This window comes from Ktedonobacter sp. SOSP1-52, assembly GCF_016587395.1.
The window spans coordinates 1,563,921-1,581,076 of record NZ_BNJH01000001.1; the positions used below are offsets into that span (position 1 = coordinate 1,563,921).

General features: G+C 52.5%; 14 protein-coding genes and 2 rRNA genes. 14 read left to right on the plus strand and 2 right to left on the minus strand.

Going from position 1 to position 17,156, the window contains the following annotated elements:
* Nucleotides 1-38 precede the first annotated feature (38 nt).
* Together JMJ16_RS07200 and JMJ16_RS07205 are read right to left on the minus strand one after the other, a co-directional pair.
* A complete protein-coding gene (locus tag JMJ16_RS07200) occupies nucleotides 39-1,037 on the minus strand; it encodes an NAD-dependent epimerase/dehydratase family protein (RefSeq protein ID WP_201379703.1) in 999 nt (332 codons plus the stop codon).
* A gap of 568 nt (nucleotides 1,038-1,605) precedes the next feature.
* Nucleotides 1,606-2,256, minus strand: a complete 651-nt coding sequence (locus JMJ16_RS07205; RefSeq protein WP_201379705.1) for a nitroreductase family protein — start codon at nucleotides 2,254-2,256, stop codon at nucleotides 1,606-1,608.
* 164 nt (nucleotides 2,257-2,420) lie between these two features.
* Between JMJ16_RS07205 and JMJ16_RS07210 the strand changes: the two genes are divergently transcribed.
* The 14 genes from JMJ16_RS07210 to JMJ16_RS07275 all read left to right on the plus strand — a co-directional run bounded on the left by JMJ16_RS07210 (nucleotide 2,421) and on the right by JMJ16_RS07275 (nucleotide 16,956).
* Nucleotides 2,421-3,035 carry a TetR/AcrR family transcriptional regulator gene (locus JMJ16_RS07210; RefSeq protein WP_201379707.1) on the plus strand — a complete coding sequence of 205 codons (615 nt, stop codon included), beginning with the start codon at nucleotides 2,421-2,423 and terminating at the stop codon, nucleotides 3,033-3,035.
* A gap of 271 nt (nucleotides 3,036-3,306) precedes the next feature.
* Entirely contained in the window at nucleotides 3,307-3,840 is a 534-nt protein-coding gene (locus tag JMJ16_RS07215; RefSeq protein WP_201379709.1) for a cysteine hydrolase family protein, read from the plus strand.
* A gap of 477 nt (nucleotides 3,841-4,317) precedes the next feature.
* Complete coding sequence (locus tag JMJ16_RS07220; protein WP_201379711.1) at nucleotides 4,318-4,578, plus strand: hypothetical protein; 261 nt, start codon at nucleotides 4,318-4,320, stop codon at nucleotides 4,576-4,578.
* 86 nt (nucleotides 4,579-4,664) lie between these two features.
* Nucleotides 4,665-6,146: ribosomal RNA gene (locus JMJ16_RS07225) — 16S ribosomal RNA — on the plus strand.
* 298 nt (nucleotides 6,147-6,444) lie between these two features.
* Nucleotides 6,445-9,412, plus strand: a 23S ribosomal RNA gene (locus JMJ16_RS07230).
* The 16S and 23S rRNA genes sit together here, the layout of an rRNA operon.
* 357 nt (nucleotides 9,413-9,769) lie before the next feature.
* Nucleotides 9,770-10,738 (plus strand): amidohydrolase family protein, encoded by a 969-nt coding sequence (locus JMJ16_RS07235; RefSeq protein WP_201379712.1) that lies wholly within the window; start codon nucleotides 9,770-9,772, stop codon nucleotides 10,736-10,738.
* A 114-nt stretch (nucleotides 10,739-10,852) separates the two neighbouring features.
* Nucleotides 10,853-11,710: a phosphotransferase family protein gene (locus tag JMJ16_RS07240; protein WP_201379721.1), complete on the plus strand. Its 858-nt coding sequence runs from the start codon at nucleotides 10,853-10,855 to the stop codon at nucleotides 11,708-11,710.
* A gap of 43 nt (nucleotides 11,711-11,753) precedes the next feature.
* Nucleotides 11,754-11,930 (plus strand): hypothetical protein, encoded by a 177-nt coding sequence (locus tag JMJ16_RS07245; RefSeq protein WP_201379723.1) that lies wholly within the window; start codon nucleotides 11,754-11,756, stop codon nucleotides 11,928-11,930.
* 159 nt (nucleotides 11,931-12,089) lie between these two features.
* Entirely contained in the window at nucleotides 12,090-13,097 is a 1,008-nt protein-coding gene (locus JMJ16_RS07250; RefSeq protein WP_201379725.1) for an aldo/keto reductase, read from the plus strand.
* Nucleotides 13,098-13,120: 23 nt separating this feature from the next.
* On the plus strand, nucleotides 13,121-13,648 hold the full coding sequence (locus JMJ16_RS07255) for a hypothetical protein (RefSeq protein WP_201379727.1): 528 nt from the start codon (nucleotides 13,121-13,123) through the stop codon (nucleotides 13,646-13,648).
* Nucleotides 13,649-13,951: 303 nt separating this feature from the next.
* Entirely contained in the window at nucleotides 13,952-14,389 is a 438-nt protein-coding gene (locus JMJ16_RS07260) for an SRPBCC family protein (protein WP_201379729.1), read from the plus strand.
* A gap of 150 nt (nucleotides 14,390-14,539) precedes the next feature.
* Complete coding sequence (locus tag JMJ16_RS07265; RefSeq protein ID WP_201379731.1) at nucleotides 14,540-15,100, plus strand: RNA polymerase sigma factor; 561 nt, start codon at nucleotides 14,540-14,542, stop codon at nucleotides 15,098-15,100.
* On the plus strand, nucleotides 15,090-16,706 hold the full coding sequence (locus JMJ16_RS07270) for a PQQ-binding-like beta-propeller repeat protein (RefSeq protein WP_201379733.1): 1,617 nt from the start codon (nucleotides 15,090-15,092) through the stop codon (nucleotides 16,704-16,706). The genes JMJ16_RS07265 and JMJ16_RS07270 overlap by 11 nt, the downstream gene beginning before the upstream one ends.
* Nucleotides 16,707-16,725: 19 nt before the next feature.
* Nucleotides 16,726-16,956: a hypothetical protein gene (locus tag JMJ16_RS07275; protein ID WP_201379734.1), complete on the plus strand. Its 231-nt coding sequence runs from the start codon at nucleotides 16,726-16,728 to the stop codon at nucleotides 16,954-16,956.
* The last annotated feature ends 200 nt before the right edge of the window (nucleotides 16,957-17,156 follow it).

Genomic DNA, 17,156 nt, shown 5'->3' on the forward strand with positions numbered 1-17,156 from the left:
CAAGGATCTCAAGAACTTTCATATCATAGCACTATTTTTCACTGTTTCTTCGATAGCAAGTGCCAGGCGCGTAAAAGCTGTTGCTCACGTTCAGGCGCGAGGCCAGCATGCAATACGTTGTTTGCTGGGCGTGTAGCGTCCCAATCAAGAGTATCCTGAATTGTCTCGGTAAGTGGACGAAAGCGCAGGCCCGCAGCAATTGCCTTACTACAATCAACCCGTGCAAAGCCAACCATGTCACTGGGTACCCAGAGGGGTAATTGAAGATAGGGCGTGACCTCTTGCTCCAGGAGAAACTGCTCATCTACCCACTCAAACTGTGCGTCGCTGCCACTCACCTGGCGGCAACATTCCAAGAATTGACGCATCGTTAATGGACTACCAGGTCCCTTCGCGTTATAAACACCAGTTTGGCGCGCTTCGGCCATCGCAATGCACCACGCCGCCAGATCACGCGCATCTATGAACTGAACTGGCTGCTCTGGATTACCGGGTGCTAAAACTGGGCCACCTTGAGCGATACGATGAGGCCAGTAGGTAAAGCGATCAGTGAGGTCATGTGGCCCCACGATGAGGCCTGGGCGAATAACCAGCACGCGGTTGGGTAGCGCCTGCTCTGCGTAGTGCTCACAGAATGCTTTACGTGCTCCGTAAGTCTCCCGTGTTTGGGTCTCAATGGCGGTATCTTCGAGTTTTGAGAGTGGTGAGAGCTCATTGATTGGCGCGACAGTAAAGTCTGCGTAGACAGAAGTCGTAGAGATAAAGGTATAGTGGCTAGTGCTCTCTGCTAGTAAGCTAGCACTTTCGTATACCTGGCGCGGAATTTGTCCATTGGAATCAATCACTGCATCCCAGATGCGCCCATGAAGCAACTGGAGATCGCTCTCGCGGTCACCATGGATCTGCTCCACCTGCGGAAACAGTTCGGGATGCGAGAGGCCACGATTAAAGAGTGTTACTGTATGCTGGCGCTCTAACGCTGCCTGAACAAGATGACGACCCAGAAAACCAGTCCCGCCAAAAATAAGAATTCTCATGTTTTTCTTTTTCCTTCTCCAGAATGCACTGAACAAAATGATACATGAGATTCTTTCTGAGTGAAAAGAGCAAAAGCATGCTGATAGCATATGTTTGCAAGGTTACAATGCTATCAGCATATGTTGTGACTAGAACCATAAAATGACATGCATTGGAACCATAACGAGTCGTCGAGTCGTCTTTTTCACGCTCGACGAAAAGAAGCAAGAGGAGGGACCTCAATGCTTTTTGGAAGCATATTATGTCGCAAAGTGCAAATTGGAACCATAAGTTGTCGTAAAGTCGTCTGTTTTCGGACCAGCAATAGGAAAGAAGAAAAGAGATATTGAGCGATTAACTCTGTATGAGTATGTCTATAATGCGCTTCTTATGTGTTCCATTGAAGATTGCACTACGTTTGGCACTCCGTCCAATGTAGTGTAGGCTGAGCTTCTATTCAAGAACAGGTGGCTCGTGCGAAAGAGAGTGTTGGTGAGCACACGTCTCGATTTCCGACTCGCCTGAGCCGTTCGACTGTGTACGACTCAGGCGAAAGCCAAAAAAATGGTTCGACTGTGTATTGTTTGCTTACCAGCGATTCCAATGCAGTACTTCGTCCAGCGGCTTGCGCACAGCAGGTTTGAATGTGTCGCCTATGGTATAGGCAACAGGAATAAGCGCTGTTTGCATGATCTGTTCGTAGGGAATGCTCAGTATTTCGGCTGCTTCTCGCTCAAAGAAGAGATGGTAGGATGTCAATGAAGTACCCAGGCCTCGCGAACGTGCGGCTAACATAAAGCTCCAGGTGGCTGGCATAATCGAACCCCACAGACCTGCTTGTTGGATGACTGGGAGATTCTCGCTGCGGCCCTCGATGCAGGGAATGACATGGACAGGGACCTCGTGCAGATGTTTAAGTAGGTAGTGTGCCGAAGCGCCTACTCTGGTATACATGGCTGCCTGATCCCCAGCGAGAGCAGCGGCGGTGTGCTCCTCGATGAACTCCCTATTGGTTTCCCATCCTTTGCGATAGAGTTCCGCCAGGTCCTTGCGCTGGGCCGGTTCGGTGATCACGAGAAAGTGCCAATTCTGTCCTACGCCTGCGGTTGGAGCTTGCACCGCAAGTTGGAGACATTGGGCAATGACCTCTGCTTCTACCGGGCGCGTCAAGTCCAGGCGTTTGCGCACGGTGCGGGTGGTGGTGAGCAGCTCATCGATAGAAAGATTGAGGGGAGACATGATCGAACTCCTTTCAAGATCACTGAGATCTCTGATTGACAATAACACAGGTGTATGACAGGATGGAAATGATCCTTTGTTCTCCTCGCAGTGTAGTCTGACCACGGGTGAGAGGCAAGAAACAATCGGGATCAGATGTCGCAAGCTGAGACAAGGAGCGCAAAATGACTCAATTTGCTCACAATTTGCATGTTTTACGCATGCGCAAGCTTCTGCGGACGGCCTTGATGGAACTCGTCGAAGAGCGTGGTTTTGATGCTCTCACGGTGGGAGAAATCACTGGCCGTGCGATGGTGAGTCGAGCTGGCTTCTATCGCTATTATCGGGATAAATATGATCTGGTCGAAGGGCTCTTTGAGGAGGCTGTGCGTACTATGATGAACAATCTGAGCGCTCATCCTCGTGTTGTCCGAGGCTCCCAGGAACCGCAAACGTTACCAGAACCCTGGGTGAAGTTCTTCGAGCATTTTGTAGAATACGAGCCACTCTATCGCGTGCTGTTTGCCAGCAAGAGCATTTCATGGCTTGTGGTGAAAATGCACACCTCTCTGAGAGAAGCGATGTGTGTACGCGTACAGCAACCATCCTCGTGTGTGCAGAACGGGAAACGCGTAGCCAGGACCTACGACAGGCTTGCCCCTTCGCTTGCTGCCACGCTGGTAATCGAGGTCATAACCCGCTGGTTTGAGGAGGGCCTGGGAGATCCTCCGAAGGAAATAGCCCTGCGCTGTTCGAGGCTCGCCTCTTCGCTCCTGAAAGAAGTGGGAACCTGGGAATGACTCCATCAGGTCGGGTGCATGATGAGCTTTATCAGAGACGACTTTGTGTATTTCTGAAGCCACACCAATCATGGCACCAACTTGATATTGCAGACTTTAACATCACATTCAACAGAGAGCTAAACTGACGTACCATCTTCATCCATTTTGGAAGCATATTGTGTCGTTTTTGCCAGAATATGGTTCCGGTCACATATATACTTCATCTAACGTTGTCGTATTTTCGATATTATGATATGTATGCTTTAAATTATTCATGGAAGGATGCTTTATGGAAAATACTGATACCGCGCTTATCATTGTCGATGTCCAGGTCAACATGTTCTCGCCTGAGAACCCTGTGTATCAGGGTGAACAATTGCTGGCAACAATTGCTCGTCTCCGCGAAAAGGCGCGCTCCGCCCAGATACCCATTATCTACATCCAACATGGCAGTCAGCGCCAGGGACATCCTATGGAAGTGGGGAGCGCAGGCTGGCAGATCCATCCTGCTCTTGCACCGGACCCACAAGACACCATTATCCAGAAGCATATGTCCTCCTCTTTTTATCAAACTCCACTTGATGAGTATCTGGCCAGCCACCAGATCCAAAAGCTCGTTATTGCTGGCATCCAAACGGAACTATGTGTTGACACAATCTGCCGGGAGGCTTGTAGCCGGGATTATGATGTCACACTGGTTAAAGATGGCCATAGTACCTGGCAAAGAGGTGAAATTACAGCCCCTCAAATTATTGCCCACCATAACTCACTGCTCAATGGCTGGTTTGTCACCGTGAAAGAGGAACAAGCCATCTCTTTTTGAAAAGAGGGCCATGCATTGATGATGGCACGCGCACAAACCCCATGTAGGGTCCATGCTTGCATGGACTAACGCCCCCCAGCCCAGTAGCCCGCTACTTGCGTACGCGGCTACTGGGCTGGGGACATTACCCATATGGGTGGGTCTATTTGCACAGCTTGACAGTGTCGAGTGGCTGTGGGATAATGCACTTCGCTCCAACACATGGTAAACAGCGACAATCACCGGTTTGATCGGTGCTCCTGTCCGATTTACCCGGCGTCTGTACCTCGCTTTTGAAGTGCAGGCTCGCAGATGCCCAGGTGCCACGCTAAGGTGGCTCGCCACGGGTACTTCCCCCGCTGCATGACACGTTCTCTCCAAGAAGAGCGAGCGTGCTTTTTGTGCTGTCTCTGACAGGATGCAGAGAGGGTCCCTGACCAGGCCTTGAGCGACTAAAAACGAGTTTTCAGCGGTCGCAAAAAGAAGTCAGAAAAGTACTTGACAAAGCGCAAAGCGTATGCGATAATGACACCTGTCAACGGCGAACACGGACACCGCGAGCGCCGGAGCGACACCAAGCACAAGCGCAAGCCCACGAGGCCTGCCGGGTTGCGGTTCAACAAAAAGAAGAACGAACCAGAGCACCCTGAACAACTGAAGAGTGGAATGCAGAAGTACAACGGAACTTCGTTGATTGAGCATCTCTCAATCGCGGAGAACACCGTTCCTGTCAATTCTGCGAACAAAGCAATGAAGTAACGACAACGTGCTTCTAGCCTGGACGCAAACTTCCAATGCTTACTCCATCGCTGTGTAGCAGTGATGTAGAAAGATACATTCACATTTGAATGGCGAGTTTGATCCTGGCTCAGGATAAACGCTGGCGGCGTGCCTAACACATGCAAGTCGAACGCTCTCTCGCAAGAGAGGGAGTGGCGGACGGGTGAGTAACACATGGGTACCTGCCCCGAGGTGAGGAATACCGGCGAGAAATCGCCGACAATACCGCATATGCTTCTCGCAAGAGAAACAAAGCTCGCAAGGGCGCCTTGGGATGGGCCTGTGGCCGATTAGCTTGTTGGTGAGGTAAGAGCTCACCAAGGCCACGATCGGTAGCTGGTCTGAGAGGATGGTCAGCCACACTGGGATTGAGAACGGCCCAGACTCCTACGGGGGGCAGCAGTGAGGAATTTTCGTCAATGGGGGCAACCCTGAACGAGCAACGCCGCGTGCAGGAGGACGCTTTTCGGAGTGTAAACTGCTTTTCTGAGGGACGAGTAAGGACGGTACCTCAGGAACAAGCCCCGGCTAACTACGTGCCAGCAGCCGCGGTAATACGTAGGGGGCGAGCGTTGTCCGGAGTTACTGGGCGTAAAGCGCACGCAGGCGGTTTCGTACGTCTGGAGTGACAGTTCCCGGCTCAACTGGGAAAGGTCTTCGGAAACGGCGAGACTTGAGGGCTTCAGAGGGACACGGAATTCCGGGTGGAGTGGTGAAATGCGTAGAGATCCGGAGGAACACCAATGGCGAAGGCAGTGTCCTGGGAAGCATCTGACGCTCAGGTGCGAAAGCTAGGGGAGCGAACAGGATTAGATACCCTGGTAGTCCTAGCCGTAAACGATGACCACTAGGTGTGGGAGGTATCGACCCCTTCCGTGCCGTCGCAAACGCAATAAGTGGTCCGCCTGGGGAGTACGGTCGCAAGATTAAAACTCAAAGGAATTGACGGGGACCCGCACAAGCAGCGGAGCGTGTGGTTTAATTCGATGCAACGCGAAGAACCTTACCAAGTCTTGACATGCAGATGCACCAGCGGTAATGCGCTGTTCCTTCGGGACATTTGCACAGGTGCTGCATGGCTGTCGTCAGCTCGTGTCGTGAGATGTTGGGTTAAGTCCCGCAACGAGCGCAACCCCTACTGCCTATTACAACTTCTAGGCGGAACTGCCCGTAAGGGAGGAAGGCGGGGATGACGTCAAGTCAGCACGGCCCTTACGACTTGGGCGACACACACGCTACAATGGCCAGTAACAAAGGGATGCCAACCCGCGAGGGGGAGCCAAGCTCAAAAACCTGGTCTCAGTTCAGATTGCAGGCTGAAACTCGCCTGCATGAAGGTGGAGTTGCTAGTAACCGTAGGTCAGCACACTACGGTGAATACGTTCCCGGGTCTTGTACACACCGCCCGTCACACCACGAAAGTCGGCAACACCTGAAGCCGCCAGGCTAACTCTTCGGAGAGGCAGGCGTCGAGGGTGGGGTCGGTGATTGGGGTGAAGTCGTAACAAGGTAGCTGTACCGGAAGGTGCGGCTGGATCACCTCCTTTCTAGGGAGTCATCACTACCCTTCGAGGTAGTGCACTCTCAGGTCGAACAGGAACGACCTGTCCGTTGATACCCTGCTTCCACTCTTGAGCGGTTCGGCCGCTGGTTTATTCCAGATCCGAAGCCCGCATTGTACCTGAACAACCAAAGAAGTATCCTTCAATTTTGCTGAGCGAGCACGTTGGCATGTAAGTGTTCAACCGTGGCGTGAGTCATATCGAGCTCGTGACAGTGAAGAAAGAAGACCGAGATCCCATACAACAAGGGTAACGAACCAACAAGCAAGAAGCAGACAAGGCAGAACAAGCGAAACAGAGTACGAGGTGGATGCCTTGGCGCTGAAGACCGATGAAGGACGCGGAGACCGGCGAAACATTCAGGGGGAGCTGCATCCAAGCGATGAGCCCTGAGAATCCGAATGGGGCAACCCCTCCAGAGTCATGTCTGGAGACCTATCGCTGAACACATAGGCGATATGGAGGATCGTGGGTGAACTGAAACATCTCAGTAGCCTGCGTAAGAGAAATCAACCGAGATTCCCGTAGTAGTGGCGAGCGAACCGGGACGAGCCCAAACCATCTATTCCTTGGAATAGGCGGGGTTGTAGGACTTCTATCAGCAGACATTTTCTTACTCGAAGGCATTGGAACGTGCCACCAGAGGGGGTGAGAGTCCCGTAGAGGACGAGAGAATGGCTGTGAGAAGTATCCTGAGTACCACGAGACACGTGCAATCTTGTGGGAAGCTGGGGGGACCACCCTCCAAGGCTAAAGAACTTCAGCGACCGATAGCGAACAAGTACCGTGAGGGAAAGGTGAAAAGTACCCCGAGAGGGGGATGAAAGAGTCCCTGAAACCACGTACTCACAAGCAGTCAGAGGCCACTGTCTCATGAGAGACTAAGGGCTGATGGCGTGCCTTTTGTAGAATGATCCGGCGAGTGCATCGCACGTTGCAGGTTAACCAGCGCTAAAGCTGGGGAGCCAGAGGGCAACCGAGTCTCAAATAGGCGTGTATGTAGCGGCGATGCGACCCGAAACCGTGTGAGCTACCCATGAGCAGAGTGAAGCGGATGTAACAGTCCGTCGAGGCTCGAACCCACCAGTGTTGCAAAACTGGGGGATGACTTGTGGGTAGGGGTGAAATGCTAATCGAACACGGAGATAGCTGGTTCTCCCCGAAATGTATTGAGGTACAGCCACCTGACACGACTATCCTGGAGGTAGAGCACTAGATAGGCTAGGGGCCCTGTGCGGGTTACCAACCCTACTTAAACTCCGAATGCCAGGACAGGATCCAGGTGAGTGAGACGGCGGGGGCTAAGCTTCGTCGTCAAAAGGGAAACAGCCCAGACCATCGGCTAAGGTCTCCAAATCGATGCTCAGTGTCAAAGGGGGTCAATGCGCCCAAACAGCCAGGATGTTGGCTTAGAAGCAGCCACCATTTAAAGAGTGCGTAATAGCTCACTGGTCGAGTGCAATGGCACCGACAACGTATCGAGGCTTAAGCATCGTACCGAAGCCGTGGAATATAGGACTACCTATATTGGTAGGGGAGCGTTCTCGACGCCTGAGAAGCCAGACCGCAAGGACTGGTGGAGGCAAGAGAAGTGAGAATGCCGGAATGAGTAGCGCAATGTCTGCGAGAACCAGACACACCGAATGCCTGAGGGTTCCTGGGCAACGTCAATCGTCCCAGGGTGAGTCGGGCCCTAAGCCGAGGGCGTCATGCCGTAGGCGATGGAAAGCAGGTCAGAGAATCCTGCACCGGAACATTTCGTTATGAGCAATGGGGGGACGCGGTAGGGAAGGTGAGCCGATCGAATGGACAGGATCGGTGCCTCTGCTGAAGCGCGTGACCGAGGAAAATCCCGGACACAGATGCGTAACACGGAGGCCGAGCGCCCGCGAGGGTGCGGAAGTCATTGGTCCCCAGGCCGTCAAGAAAAGCCTCTCGCCAGAAATTGTTCCGCCCGTACCGCAAACCGACACTGGTAGGCAGGGGGAAATCTCCCCAGGTGATCGAGCGACCCTCTGTTAAGGAACTCGGCAAATTAACCCCGTACCTTTGGAAGAAGGGGTGCCTGCGTAGCTGTCGCTCTTCGGAGCGGTGGTGAGAAGGTTGCAAGAAATCGGCTCAAGCGACTGTTTACCAAAAACACAGGTCTCTGCGAACGCGAAAGCGGAAGTATAGGGGCTGACTCCTGCCCAGTGCCGGAAGGTTACGAGGAGTGGTGTGCGTAGCCACGAATCTAAGCCCCGGTGAACGGCGGCCGTAACTATAACGGTCCTAAGGTAGCGAAATTCCTTGTCGGGTAAGTTCCGACCCGCACGAAAGGAGTAACGACTTGAGCGCTGTCTCGACAGAGGACTCGGCGAAATTGAAGTACCCGTGAAGATACGGGTTACCCACGACAGGACAAAAAGACCCCGTGGAGCTTTACTACAGTTTGGCCTGGAAACGAAGTATGGTGTGCGTAGCATAGGTGGGAGCCGAAGAGAGCAGGCTTGTGGGCTTGCAGGAGGCAGCAGTGAAATACCACTCTCACCATGGTTTGTGTCTCACACGTCACCGTGATCCGGGACGTGAACAGGGCCAGATGGGTAGTTTGACTGGGGCGGTCGCCTCCCAAAGAGTAACGGAGGCGCCCAAAGGTTCCCTCAGGGTGGATGGACATCACCCTCTGTAGAGTGTAAAGGCACAAGGGAGCTTGACTGCAAGGCTGACACGCCGAGCAGGGACGAAAGTCGGGCTTAGTGATCCCACATTCCCGTGTGGAAGGAGTGTGGCTCAACGGATAAAAGCTACCCCGGGGATAACAGGCTTATCTTGCCCAAGAGTTCACATCGACGGCAAGGTTTGGCACCTCGATGTCGGCTCGTCGCATCCTGGGGCTGGAGTAGGTCCCAAGGGTTGGGCTGTTCGCCCATGAAAGCGGCACGCGAGCTGGGTTCAGAACGTCGCGAGACAGTTCGGTCTCTATCCGTCGTGGGCGTCGGAAAAGTGAGGGGAGTCATCTTCAGTACGAGAGGACCGAGATGGCTTGACCGCTAGTGCGCCAGTTGGGGGGCCTCCTCCAGAGCTGGGTAGCTACGTCAAGAAGGGATAAGCGCTGAAAGCATCTAAGCGCGAAGCCGACCCGAAGATAACTTTTCCCACTCTCTTGGAAGAGTCAAGATCCCAGGAAGAAGACCTGGTGGATAGGCTGCGCGTGGACGCCTGGTAACAGGTGGAGCGGAGCAGTACTAATGATCGTACGGCTTGTTTCCCATTGTGTTTCTTCGCGAATGTGTGGTGAGTCCTTGTGGTGTGAGTGAGAGCGGTCTAGGATCGGACCTGAGCACGAGTGAGAGGGCGAGCGGCACGGGGAGCAGAAGCAGGCCAGCGTGGCTCAGCAAAATTGAGGGAGTACTTCTTTGGCAGGTTATATCAGAACGAAAAAGGGTTCGCAACGAAAGAATGATGTTGCGAACCCTTTTTCGTTCTTGGCTGAGAAGAGTATGCTGTCAGAGAGACCAACTCAAGTGTGCAGTTTTATTTGTGGCTGTGAATTAATTTGTTATTGGCAGCATAAGCATTTTCAGCGTGGCCCATAGCGCGAGAAGGGCCTTGAGGAGTGGCGCCTTATGAGCAGCACAGAGCTTATACCTTATCGTATAGATGTGCATCATCATGTTATTCCGCCCTTTTATGTCGAGGTTTTGCGCCAGGAGGGCATTACTGAAGCGGTGCCGGGTGTATCCTTTCCCAACTGGAATATTGACGACATGATCACCATGCTGGACCAGCAGGGCATTGCGGCTGCTATTGTCTCGATATCGGAGCCAGGCATCTACTTTGGGGAGAAGGTGAAAGCTCAGGCCCTGGCCCACCGCGTCAATACATTCCTGGCTGAGCTGGTGCAGAGCCATCACACACGCCTGGGAGCTTTCGCCATTCTCCCCCTGCCTGATATCGATGCCGCTCTCAAAGAGATGGAATATGCTCTGGACACGCTCAAGCTAGATGGCATTGGCCTGCTCACCAACTATCGCGGAACTTATCTTGGCTCTCCAATCTTTGACCCACTCTTCGCCGAGCTGAACCGCAGACGGATCCCAGTCTTTATCCATCCCTCTACTCCTCCATCCAAGGATCAGCCGCACTTCGGGCTTCCTGCGCCACTCTACGAATTCCCCTTCGATACCACGCGCGCGGTCGCGAACCTGTTATACAGCGGTACCATGGAACGCTATCCCATGCTGCGCCTGATTCTCTCCCACGCAGGAGGTACAGTCCCATTTCTGGCCAAGCGCCTGATGACTGGTGCAATGCTTGCCAAGCTCAGTGATCGTACTCCCGAGCATCTGCTAGCCCTGCTCAAGCGTTTCTATTATGATGTTGCCATGTCAATCTCGCCCTACTCGCTCCCCTCGCTCCAGGCCCTGGCGGACCCCTCTCACATTCTCTATGGCAGTGACTATCCCTTCGTTCCAGTCGACGCCATCGCCCGCGACATCAAAGAACTGCGCAACTACGATGGCTTCGACCGCCAGGAGATCCACCTGGTCGAGCGTGAGAATGCCCTGCTCCTCTTTCCTCGCTTGCGCTCATGAAGGGCAAAAAACAGGCCTCTTCTTAAATGCCCTTTTCATATGCAACAGGCAAGAGGTAAAATAACCGTTGAGATAAAGATGTCCAACAAAGATATTGAGGAGCAATAACGGGGTATGTCACATGAACACCTTGATCCACATGCTATTCTTGAAACGCTTGGTTTGCTTGATGTTACTGCCGTAGCCCCTGTGCATGGAGGAACAGATACTGCTATCTGGCGTGTTGAAAAAGCTGGAACAGTCTATGCCTTGCGTGTCTTCCAGAAAGGGGAGGATGATGACTGCCAGCGCGAGCAAGTGGTAATGCAGGCAGCACTGGCCGCAGGTTTGCCTGTGCCGCAGGTTCATGCAATGGGGAAATGGCACGATTATCCTGCACTTCTTTTATCCTGGCTCCCAGGAAGGCCTGTTGCTGAGGAACTACGTGCCCATCCCTGGCGAGCCTGGTCTCAGGGGGTGCTATTTGGCCAGATGCAGGCCACTATTCATACCCTTGCTGCACCTGAAGTGCTCTGCCAGCAACCAGAGGCGTGGATCAAATGGTCTGGCCCAGACGAGAAGTCACTGCAAGAGTGCCTGCACCGAGCGAAGCAGCAAGCTCTTACGCTGCTTCACCTGGATTATCACCCTCTCAACGTGCTGACAGACGGAAACAAGATAACCGCCGTGCTTGATTGGAGGAATGCTCTCTCTGGCGACCCTCGCGCTGATGCGGCCCGCACGGTCTCTATCCTTCGTTATGTTAGTCTTGGAAGACGATCTATTTTAGAATTGCTCGTGCTGAGGATCTTTGAAGCTGGCTGGCGTAGCGGCTATGAACAAAAGAGAGGAGCCTTAGGAGACATGAATCTCTTTTACGCCTGGGCTAGTGTTGTGATGGAGAGAGACCTGGCAACAAAGCTCACACAGAAGGAACTCTCTCTTATTCACCAGTGGACGTTAAAATGGAAAAAGCGCATAGGGTGCCTCTAGAAGCCATCTCTACAAGCTCCCAGTCCACTGGATTGTTTTTACATTGAAGGTCTTCCATGCAACTGCATTTGACGTTACCTTTGGTACCATAGATACCATCTTCAGCGTCTCAGCCATTCTTATCATCTTGGGTGGCCTCTATGCCCTGATCAACCTGCGCCACATCCGTCTCGATGAGAAACTATCCTCACCACAAGAAGAGATTGCTATCGCCGAGTAAATGAAATTTAAGAGCGTGAGAGAGCGCTTTTGACCAATATGGCGTTCTCCTGCGCTCTTTGTTTTTGCTTCTAGCCCGCCAACTGTATTCCTGTGTAATGGTCTGTGTGGTAACGTGTAAGGAGCACCATCTATTTCAACTTTGTGCAGGAGGGCATGTATGAAGCTCAAACGGCTGGGTAATACTGGTTTGCAGGTGAGCGAGGTCGCGCTAGGGACAATGACCTTTGGCCACCAGGCGAACCAGGAGGTGGCCTTTCAGATGATGGATATTGCGGAGAGGGCGGGCGTCAATTTCTTTGATACAGCTAATATTTATCCCGATACTGAGTTGGGCTTGCAGGGACGTACCGAGGAGATTGTGGGAAACTGGCTGCGGGTACGTAAGGCGCGCGAGCGTATTGTGTTGGCGACGAAGTGTGGAGGTCCGATGGGCGAGGGACCAAATCAGGCAGGTTTGAGCCGTAAGCACATCTTGGCAGCCTGTGAGGCCAGCCTGCGCCGCCTGCAAACTGACTATCTCGATCTCTACCAGGTGCATTGGCCCGATCCCCAGACGCCCATAGAGGAGACGCTGAGCGCCCTGGATCAGCTTGTACGTGAGGGTAAGGTACGCTATATCGGCTGTTCAAATTTCCCTGCCTGGCAATTAGCAGATGCGCTCTGGACCAGTAAAATGCATGGTTTGTCCAGCTTTGTGAGCGATCAGCCGCGTTATAACATGCTGTTTCGCATGATTGAAGACGAAATTCTGCCTCTCTGTCGCGCGCATGGCCTGGGAGTCATCGTTTACAATCCCCTCGCTGCTGGTGTCCTGACGGGTCGTTACCGGCAAACCCCAGAGGTGCAGCAAGGAACACGCTTCAGTCTTAGAGGTAGTGGTCAGCTCTATCAGCGTCGCTATTGGAAGGAGGCTATGTTTGAGGCTGTCGAACAACTCCATGATTTCTTCACGCCACGTAATAAGAGCCTTACCCATGTTGCCCTGGCCTGGGTGCTTCAGCAGCCTGGAATTACCAGCGCCATTCTGGGGGCAAGCAGGCCTGAGCAACTCACCGATAGCCTTAAAGGTGTCGAGCTGGCACTGGATGAAGAGGAACTCAACGTGTGTAACGAGGTCTGGTTCCAGTTGCCACGCGAACAGGATCAGGGAGTTGCGCGCAGATAAGTTTGCACTCAGGAGGTGTTAGTATGAGTGAGGTCGTACGGCGAGAGGACCTGCTGCGCCACCTGCGCGACCTCAGTACCGGAACCTATGAAGGCCAGGTAAGTCGTGCGGAGAAAGAAGAGATCTATCGTAAGGCCGTCGAGCTATTAACTCCAGTGGTACAGTCTGTCCTGGAAGAGGCCAACTGCCTATTTCTAGATGGTACAGGCCAGGTGCGTGTTATTGGACCAAAGAATGATGGTCAGGGTGGCCTGGAGACACGCTTTGAGCTGACCTGGCCGAAACAGCGGACGGCCCAGGTCATGCGTGGCCCTCGCGCTCCACTGCGACCTATAATCATCAAGGCGCACTATGGGCGCGGCTTTCTGCACCCACATCTCTCTGGCTCTAGCGGCGGCAACTGGCCCTTACAGATTCTCAATGCTGAGGACGCTGAGCGCCAACGCACTATCCTGGCTGCCATCGTTGAGATGGAACTCCACGAGCGTGTCTTCGAGACCGATTGGCACATCCTGCCTATCAGTCGGCAATGGCAGCAGGATAAAAGCTAGCTGCGTCTTATGGACAAGGAGGTGCTTGCACTGACCACAGGGCAGCGCTCTCTTGCCCTTTTCGTTTTTGCTGGTAAGCGATTGATCAACAATAATATCGCCTTACATAAGAAGTATATATATAGAGGCGTACTACTGGCTGGCGTTCGCCAGCCAGTAGTACGCCTCTATATATATACTTTTAAACCTATGAGCGCCAAAGGCGCGAAAGACTACGTAGCAAGCAGACTAGCAAACTTTACAAGACATTCTCTCTGGCATGATAATGTAAGGGAAACGGATGAAGGAGTAACAAAAATAATTATGGCTAAATTGCGCTTCACCATATTCATTCAACGCTCGCCGGAGACAGTGTACAAGGTGCTTGCCGACCTACGCGGCTATAAGTCCTGGCTGCCATCGTCGAACCTGTTTAGGGAGACTACTGTTACGACTGATGGCCCGGTACAGGTAGGCACAGCCTATGTGGATAAGGGACCCTCCTCAGAGATGCAGGGCGAGGTCACAGCGCTTAAGCCACATTCACATATCGTTTTTCATCAGGCGGCGCGTAAGGGTATGCTAGATATTTATGTGCGTTATACACTTCAGCCAAAGGAGGGCGGCACACAGGTTGTCAGGGAGCTAAAGTTGCGTACGAAGGGCCTGGTAGCCCTTTTACAGCCGGTCCTTGTACGCGCCATTCGTAAGGAGAACGAACGCATTCTTCAACGTTTGAAGTGGTATCTGGAGGCGCGGTAGCCTGAAAACACTTCCTTCTTTGAGAGGTCACATGCCATAACGGTAATAACAGTGGATGTGGCCTCTTTTTATTTTTGGCGTAACACTTTTCATTGCTCATGCGACGGAACAAATGAGATCTCAAAACTAGAAAAATTGCTGAGGACATGGATGCAGTTGTTTAAGCAGCAAGCAAACCCCGACCATAAGGCCCTGGTGGCTGAATTATATACACGTTATGCGCCGGCCATAATGATGTATATACGTCGGCAAGTACCTTCTCAGGAGGATGCGGAAGATATCTTATTAGAGGTGTTTACAGTCGCGCTAGAGAGCAAATTGCTTGGTAAGCTGAATGAATATAAGCGGAAAGGCTGGCTCTGGAGTGTGGCGCACAACAAGGTGATGGATTATCACCGACGCGCCAAACATCGCACTCACACGAACCTGGAGGATGTGGTAGAGGATCTGCTGGATGATGAGATGGATGCGCCAGAATTTGTCGCTTTACGCAATGAGGCGCATGCCCAGGTGCGTGAGCGTTTGCTTTCGCTTTCAGAGGTGCAGCAGGAGGTGGTGCGCTTACGCTTCGCTCACGGCCTGCGTAGCCCTGAAATCGCAATATTGGTCAATAAGAGCGAGGCGGCGGTGCGTGTCATGCTCTCCCGCGCGCTCAACAGTTTGCGGGGAATCTACAAGATGGATAGTGAGGAGACACACGATGGCCGATAAAGAGTACTTTAACCCGGGGATTGTAGATGAGCAGATCGATGCGTTACTGCAAACTGGGAGTCATCCCAATGAAGAGACGCGCACTGTACACGATCTACAAGGCCTCTACAGGAGCGATCTGCGCTCACTGGAGCGAGTATGGGAGCGCCTGGACCTGGGGACAGACACAGGCTTTGGGAAAAATCCCTGGACAAAGAGAATTTCTCAAAACAACAAACCATTAGAATCTGAAAGGTTTCGATATATGCAAGGACAGCATACTCAACAACATAAAGCCAGGTCATCCTCGACGTTTACACGTCGCTTGGGCCTGATTGCGGCGGTGCTCTTTATGGCCCTCCTGGTGGGAAGCCTGGTTGCTTTGCTGAACGCTACGCACGGGCAACATAATAGTCATAACGGTCCTGCCACTTCAAGGCATACACAAGTTGTTACCAATGCTCCCAATCTTCAGGTGAAAACGCCGTCTGGAGTATATGTTGGCGGCGACGGTGGCGTAACCAAGATCGATCCCCAGACGGGAAATGTGATCTGGGGCTATAGCATAACACTTAATAAGACCTTGAAGGGAACACCACCGAGTATGCTCGGTGCAGGTGTTAATCGAATTATCTTGAGTGGCAATACCCTCTTCGCCCTGGTTGTTAGTTCTGCGAGTCAAAGTACGGAGGCGCAACAGGGGGTAATAGCGCTCAATGCCCAGGATGGTTCCGTCTTCTGGCATAAGAATGTAGATCAAGGTTTAAGGGATATTGCCTTAGGCGATGGCCAGGTCTATGTTAGTACCATCACGTATTCCGCTAAAGATTCTCCTACGTCTGATATACATATTTTTAACGCGAGCACAGGCGTTGAGAAGCGTAGTTACTCCCTCCAGATGGATATCAACTCTATGACGTGGAATGCAAGTAAGCTGTACCTTGGTACCAATCACGGTCTGTATGCCATTAAGCCAGCCGATGGTACCGTCCTCTGGAGCCAGCCAGTATCACATGAGCAATTTTACGTGACGCGGCTACATATCGTGAATGGCGTAGTGTATACCTCCTTCGATTACACTAATGAAGCTGGACCGAGCCATTCGAATATTGAGGCGTTTGATGCCCTGAGCGGCAAGCCGTTGTGGCATACGGAAGACATCCCTGGCCAGGTCTTTGATATTGCCCTGGATGAGAAGGCTGTGTACCTGGGGATCCTGCGACACAGTCCAGACAAATTAAATGTATTCCGGGGTACGGTCTATTCTTACGATATCAAGAATGGACAGCCAAACTGGTCAACACCTGTAGATGGTGCGGTACAGAGCGCGCCTGTTGTCGCCGATGGTGTCGTCTATGTGCCAACTTATGGAGGCCGAGACGGTAACGGTCATACGACGACCGCTCTGGACGCCAGCACCGGCAGCCAAAAATGGCAGAAGCCCGTTACCCTGGGTATCATGCTCAATCCAGTTGCGGCTAATGGCATGATTTACGTCGCCGACTGCAATTCCTTCGATTCCAAGTCTCCATTGGGAACCAAGGTCTATGCCTATAAGGCGGACGGCACCCTGGCATGGCAGTTTAGCATTGCTCACAGCGTGTTGGCTCTGGAGGTGGCCGAATAAGCAGGTTTTCACGGACCTGATGAGAAATGATGACGGCGTGGGTGGTGGGTATGTACCCGCCACCCACGCCGTCATCTCTTACTCTAAATTCGAGCTAGCGATCACCTCTTATCTGGCTGAGCAGATTCTTGGCCTGTTCGGCGTGTCTATTGGCAGCCTGCTGCTCATCATTAAAGAATTGAGCAATCTCTTGCTGCCCCTGGCTCTGGGCGTCTTGCTTGTAGCACTCACAGGTCTGTGCTTCCCGTAATGAGTGGTACAGTACACTAACTACATTGTATACATCGTTGTGTGTGGAGGTGCTTTGCGGTTCTTGCATCGCGTTCTATCCTTTCCGTGTTGTTGTTCATGGCTTTCTATCGTTGAGTAGCAGCCAGGTGAGAGTTACTCACGCAGGCTGCACGATAAGCGAGCGCCAAACGTTTCGGCATGAGTTTGCACACTGATATC

Coding starts and splice junctions, on each gene's coding strand:
- JMJ16_RS07200 (WP_201379703.1), bottom strand. CDS start 1,037: ATGAGAATTCTTATTTTTGGCGGGACTGGTTTTCTGGGTCGTCATCTT.
- JMJ16_RS07205 (WP_201379705.1), bottom strand. CDS start 2,256: ATGTCTCCCCTCAATCTTTCTATCGATGAGCTGCTCACCACCACCCGC.
- JMJ16_RS07210 (WP_201379707.1), top strand. CDS start 2,421: ATGACTCAATTTGCTCACAATTTGCATGTTTTACGCATGCGCAAGCTT.
- JMJ16_RS07215 (WP_201379709.1), top strand. CDS start 3,307: ATGGAAAATACTGATACCGCGCTTATCATTGTCGATGTCCAGGTCAAC.
- JMJ16_RS07235 (WP_201379712.1), top strand. CDS start 9,770: ATGAGCAGCACAGAGCTTATACCTTATCGTATAGATGTGCATCATCAT.
- JMJ16_RS07240 (WP_201379721.1), top strand. CDS start 10,853: ATGTCACATGAACACCTTGATCCACATGCTATTCTTGAAACGCTTGGT.
- JMJ16_RS07250 (WP_201379725.1), top strand. CDS start 12,090: ATGAAGCTCAAACGGCTGGGTAATACTGGTTTGCAGGTGAGCGAGGTC.
- JMJ16_RS07255 (WP_201379727.1), top strand. CDS start 13,121: ATGAGTGAGGTCGTACGGCGAGAGGACCTGCTGCGCCACCTGCGCGAC.
- JMJ16_RS07260 (WP_201379729.1), top strand. CDS start 13,952: ATGGCTAAATTGCGCTTCACCATATTCATTCAACGCTCGCCGGAGACA.
- JMJ16_RS07265 (WP_201379731.1), top strand. CDS start 14,540: ATGCAGTTGTTTAAGCAGCAAGCAAACCCCGACCATAAGGCCCTGGTG.
- JMJ16_RS07270 (WP_201379733.1), top strand. CDS start 15,090: ATGGCCGATAAAGAGTACTTTAACCCGGGGATTGTAGATGAGCAGATC.
- JMJ16_RS07275 (WP_201379734.1), top strand. CDS start 16,726: ATGAGAAATGATGACGGCGTGGGTGGTGGGTATGTACCCGCCACCCAC.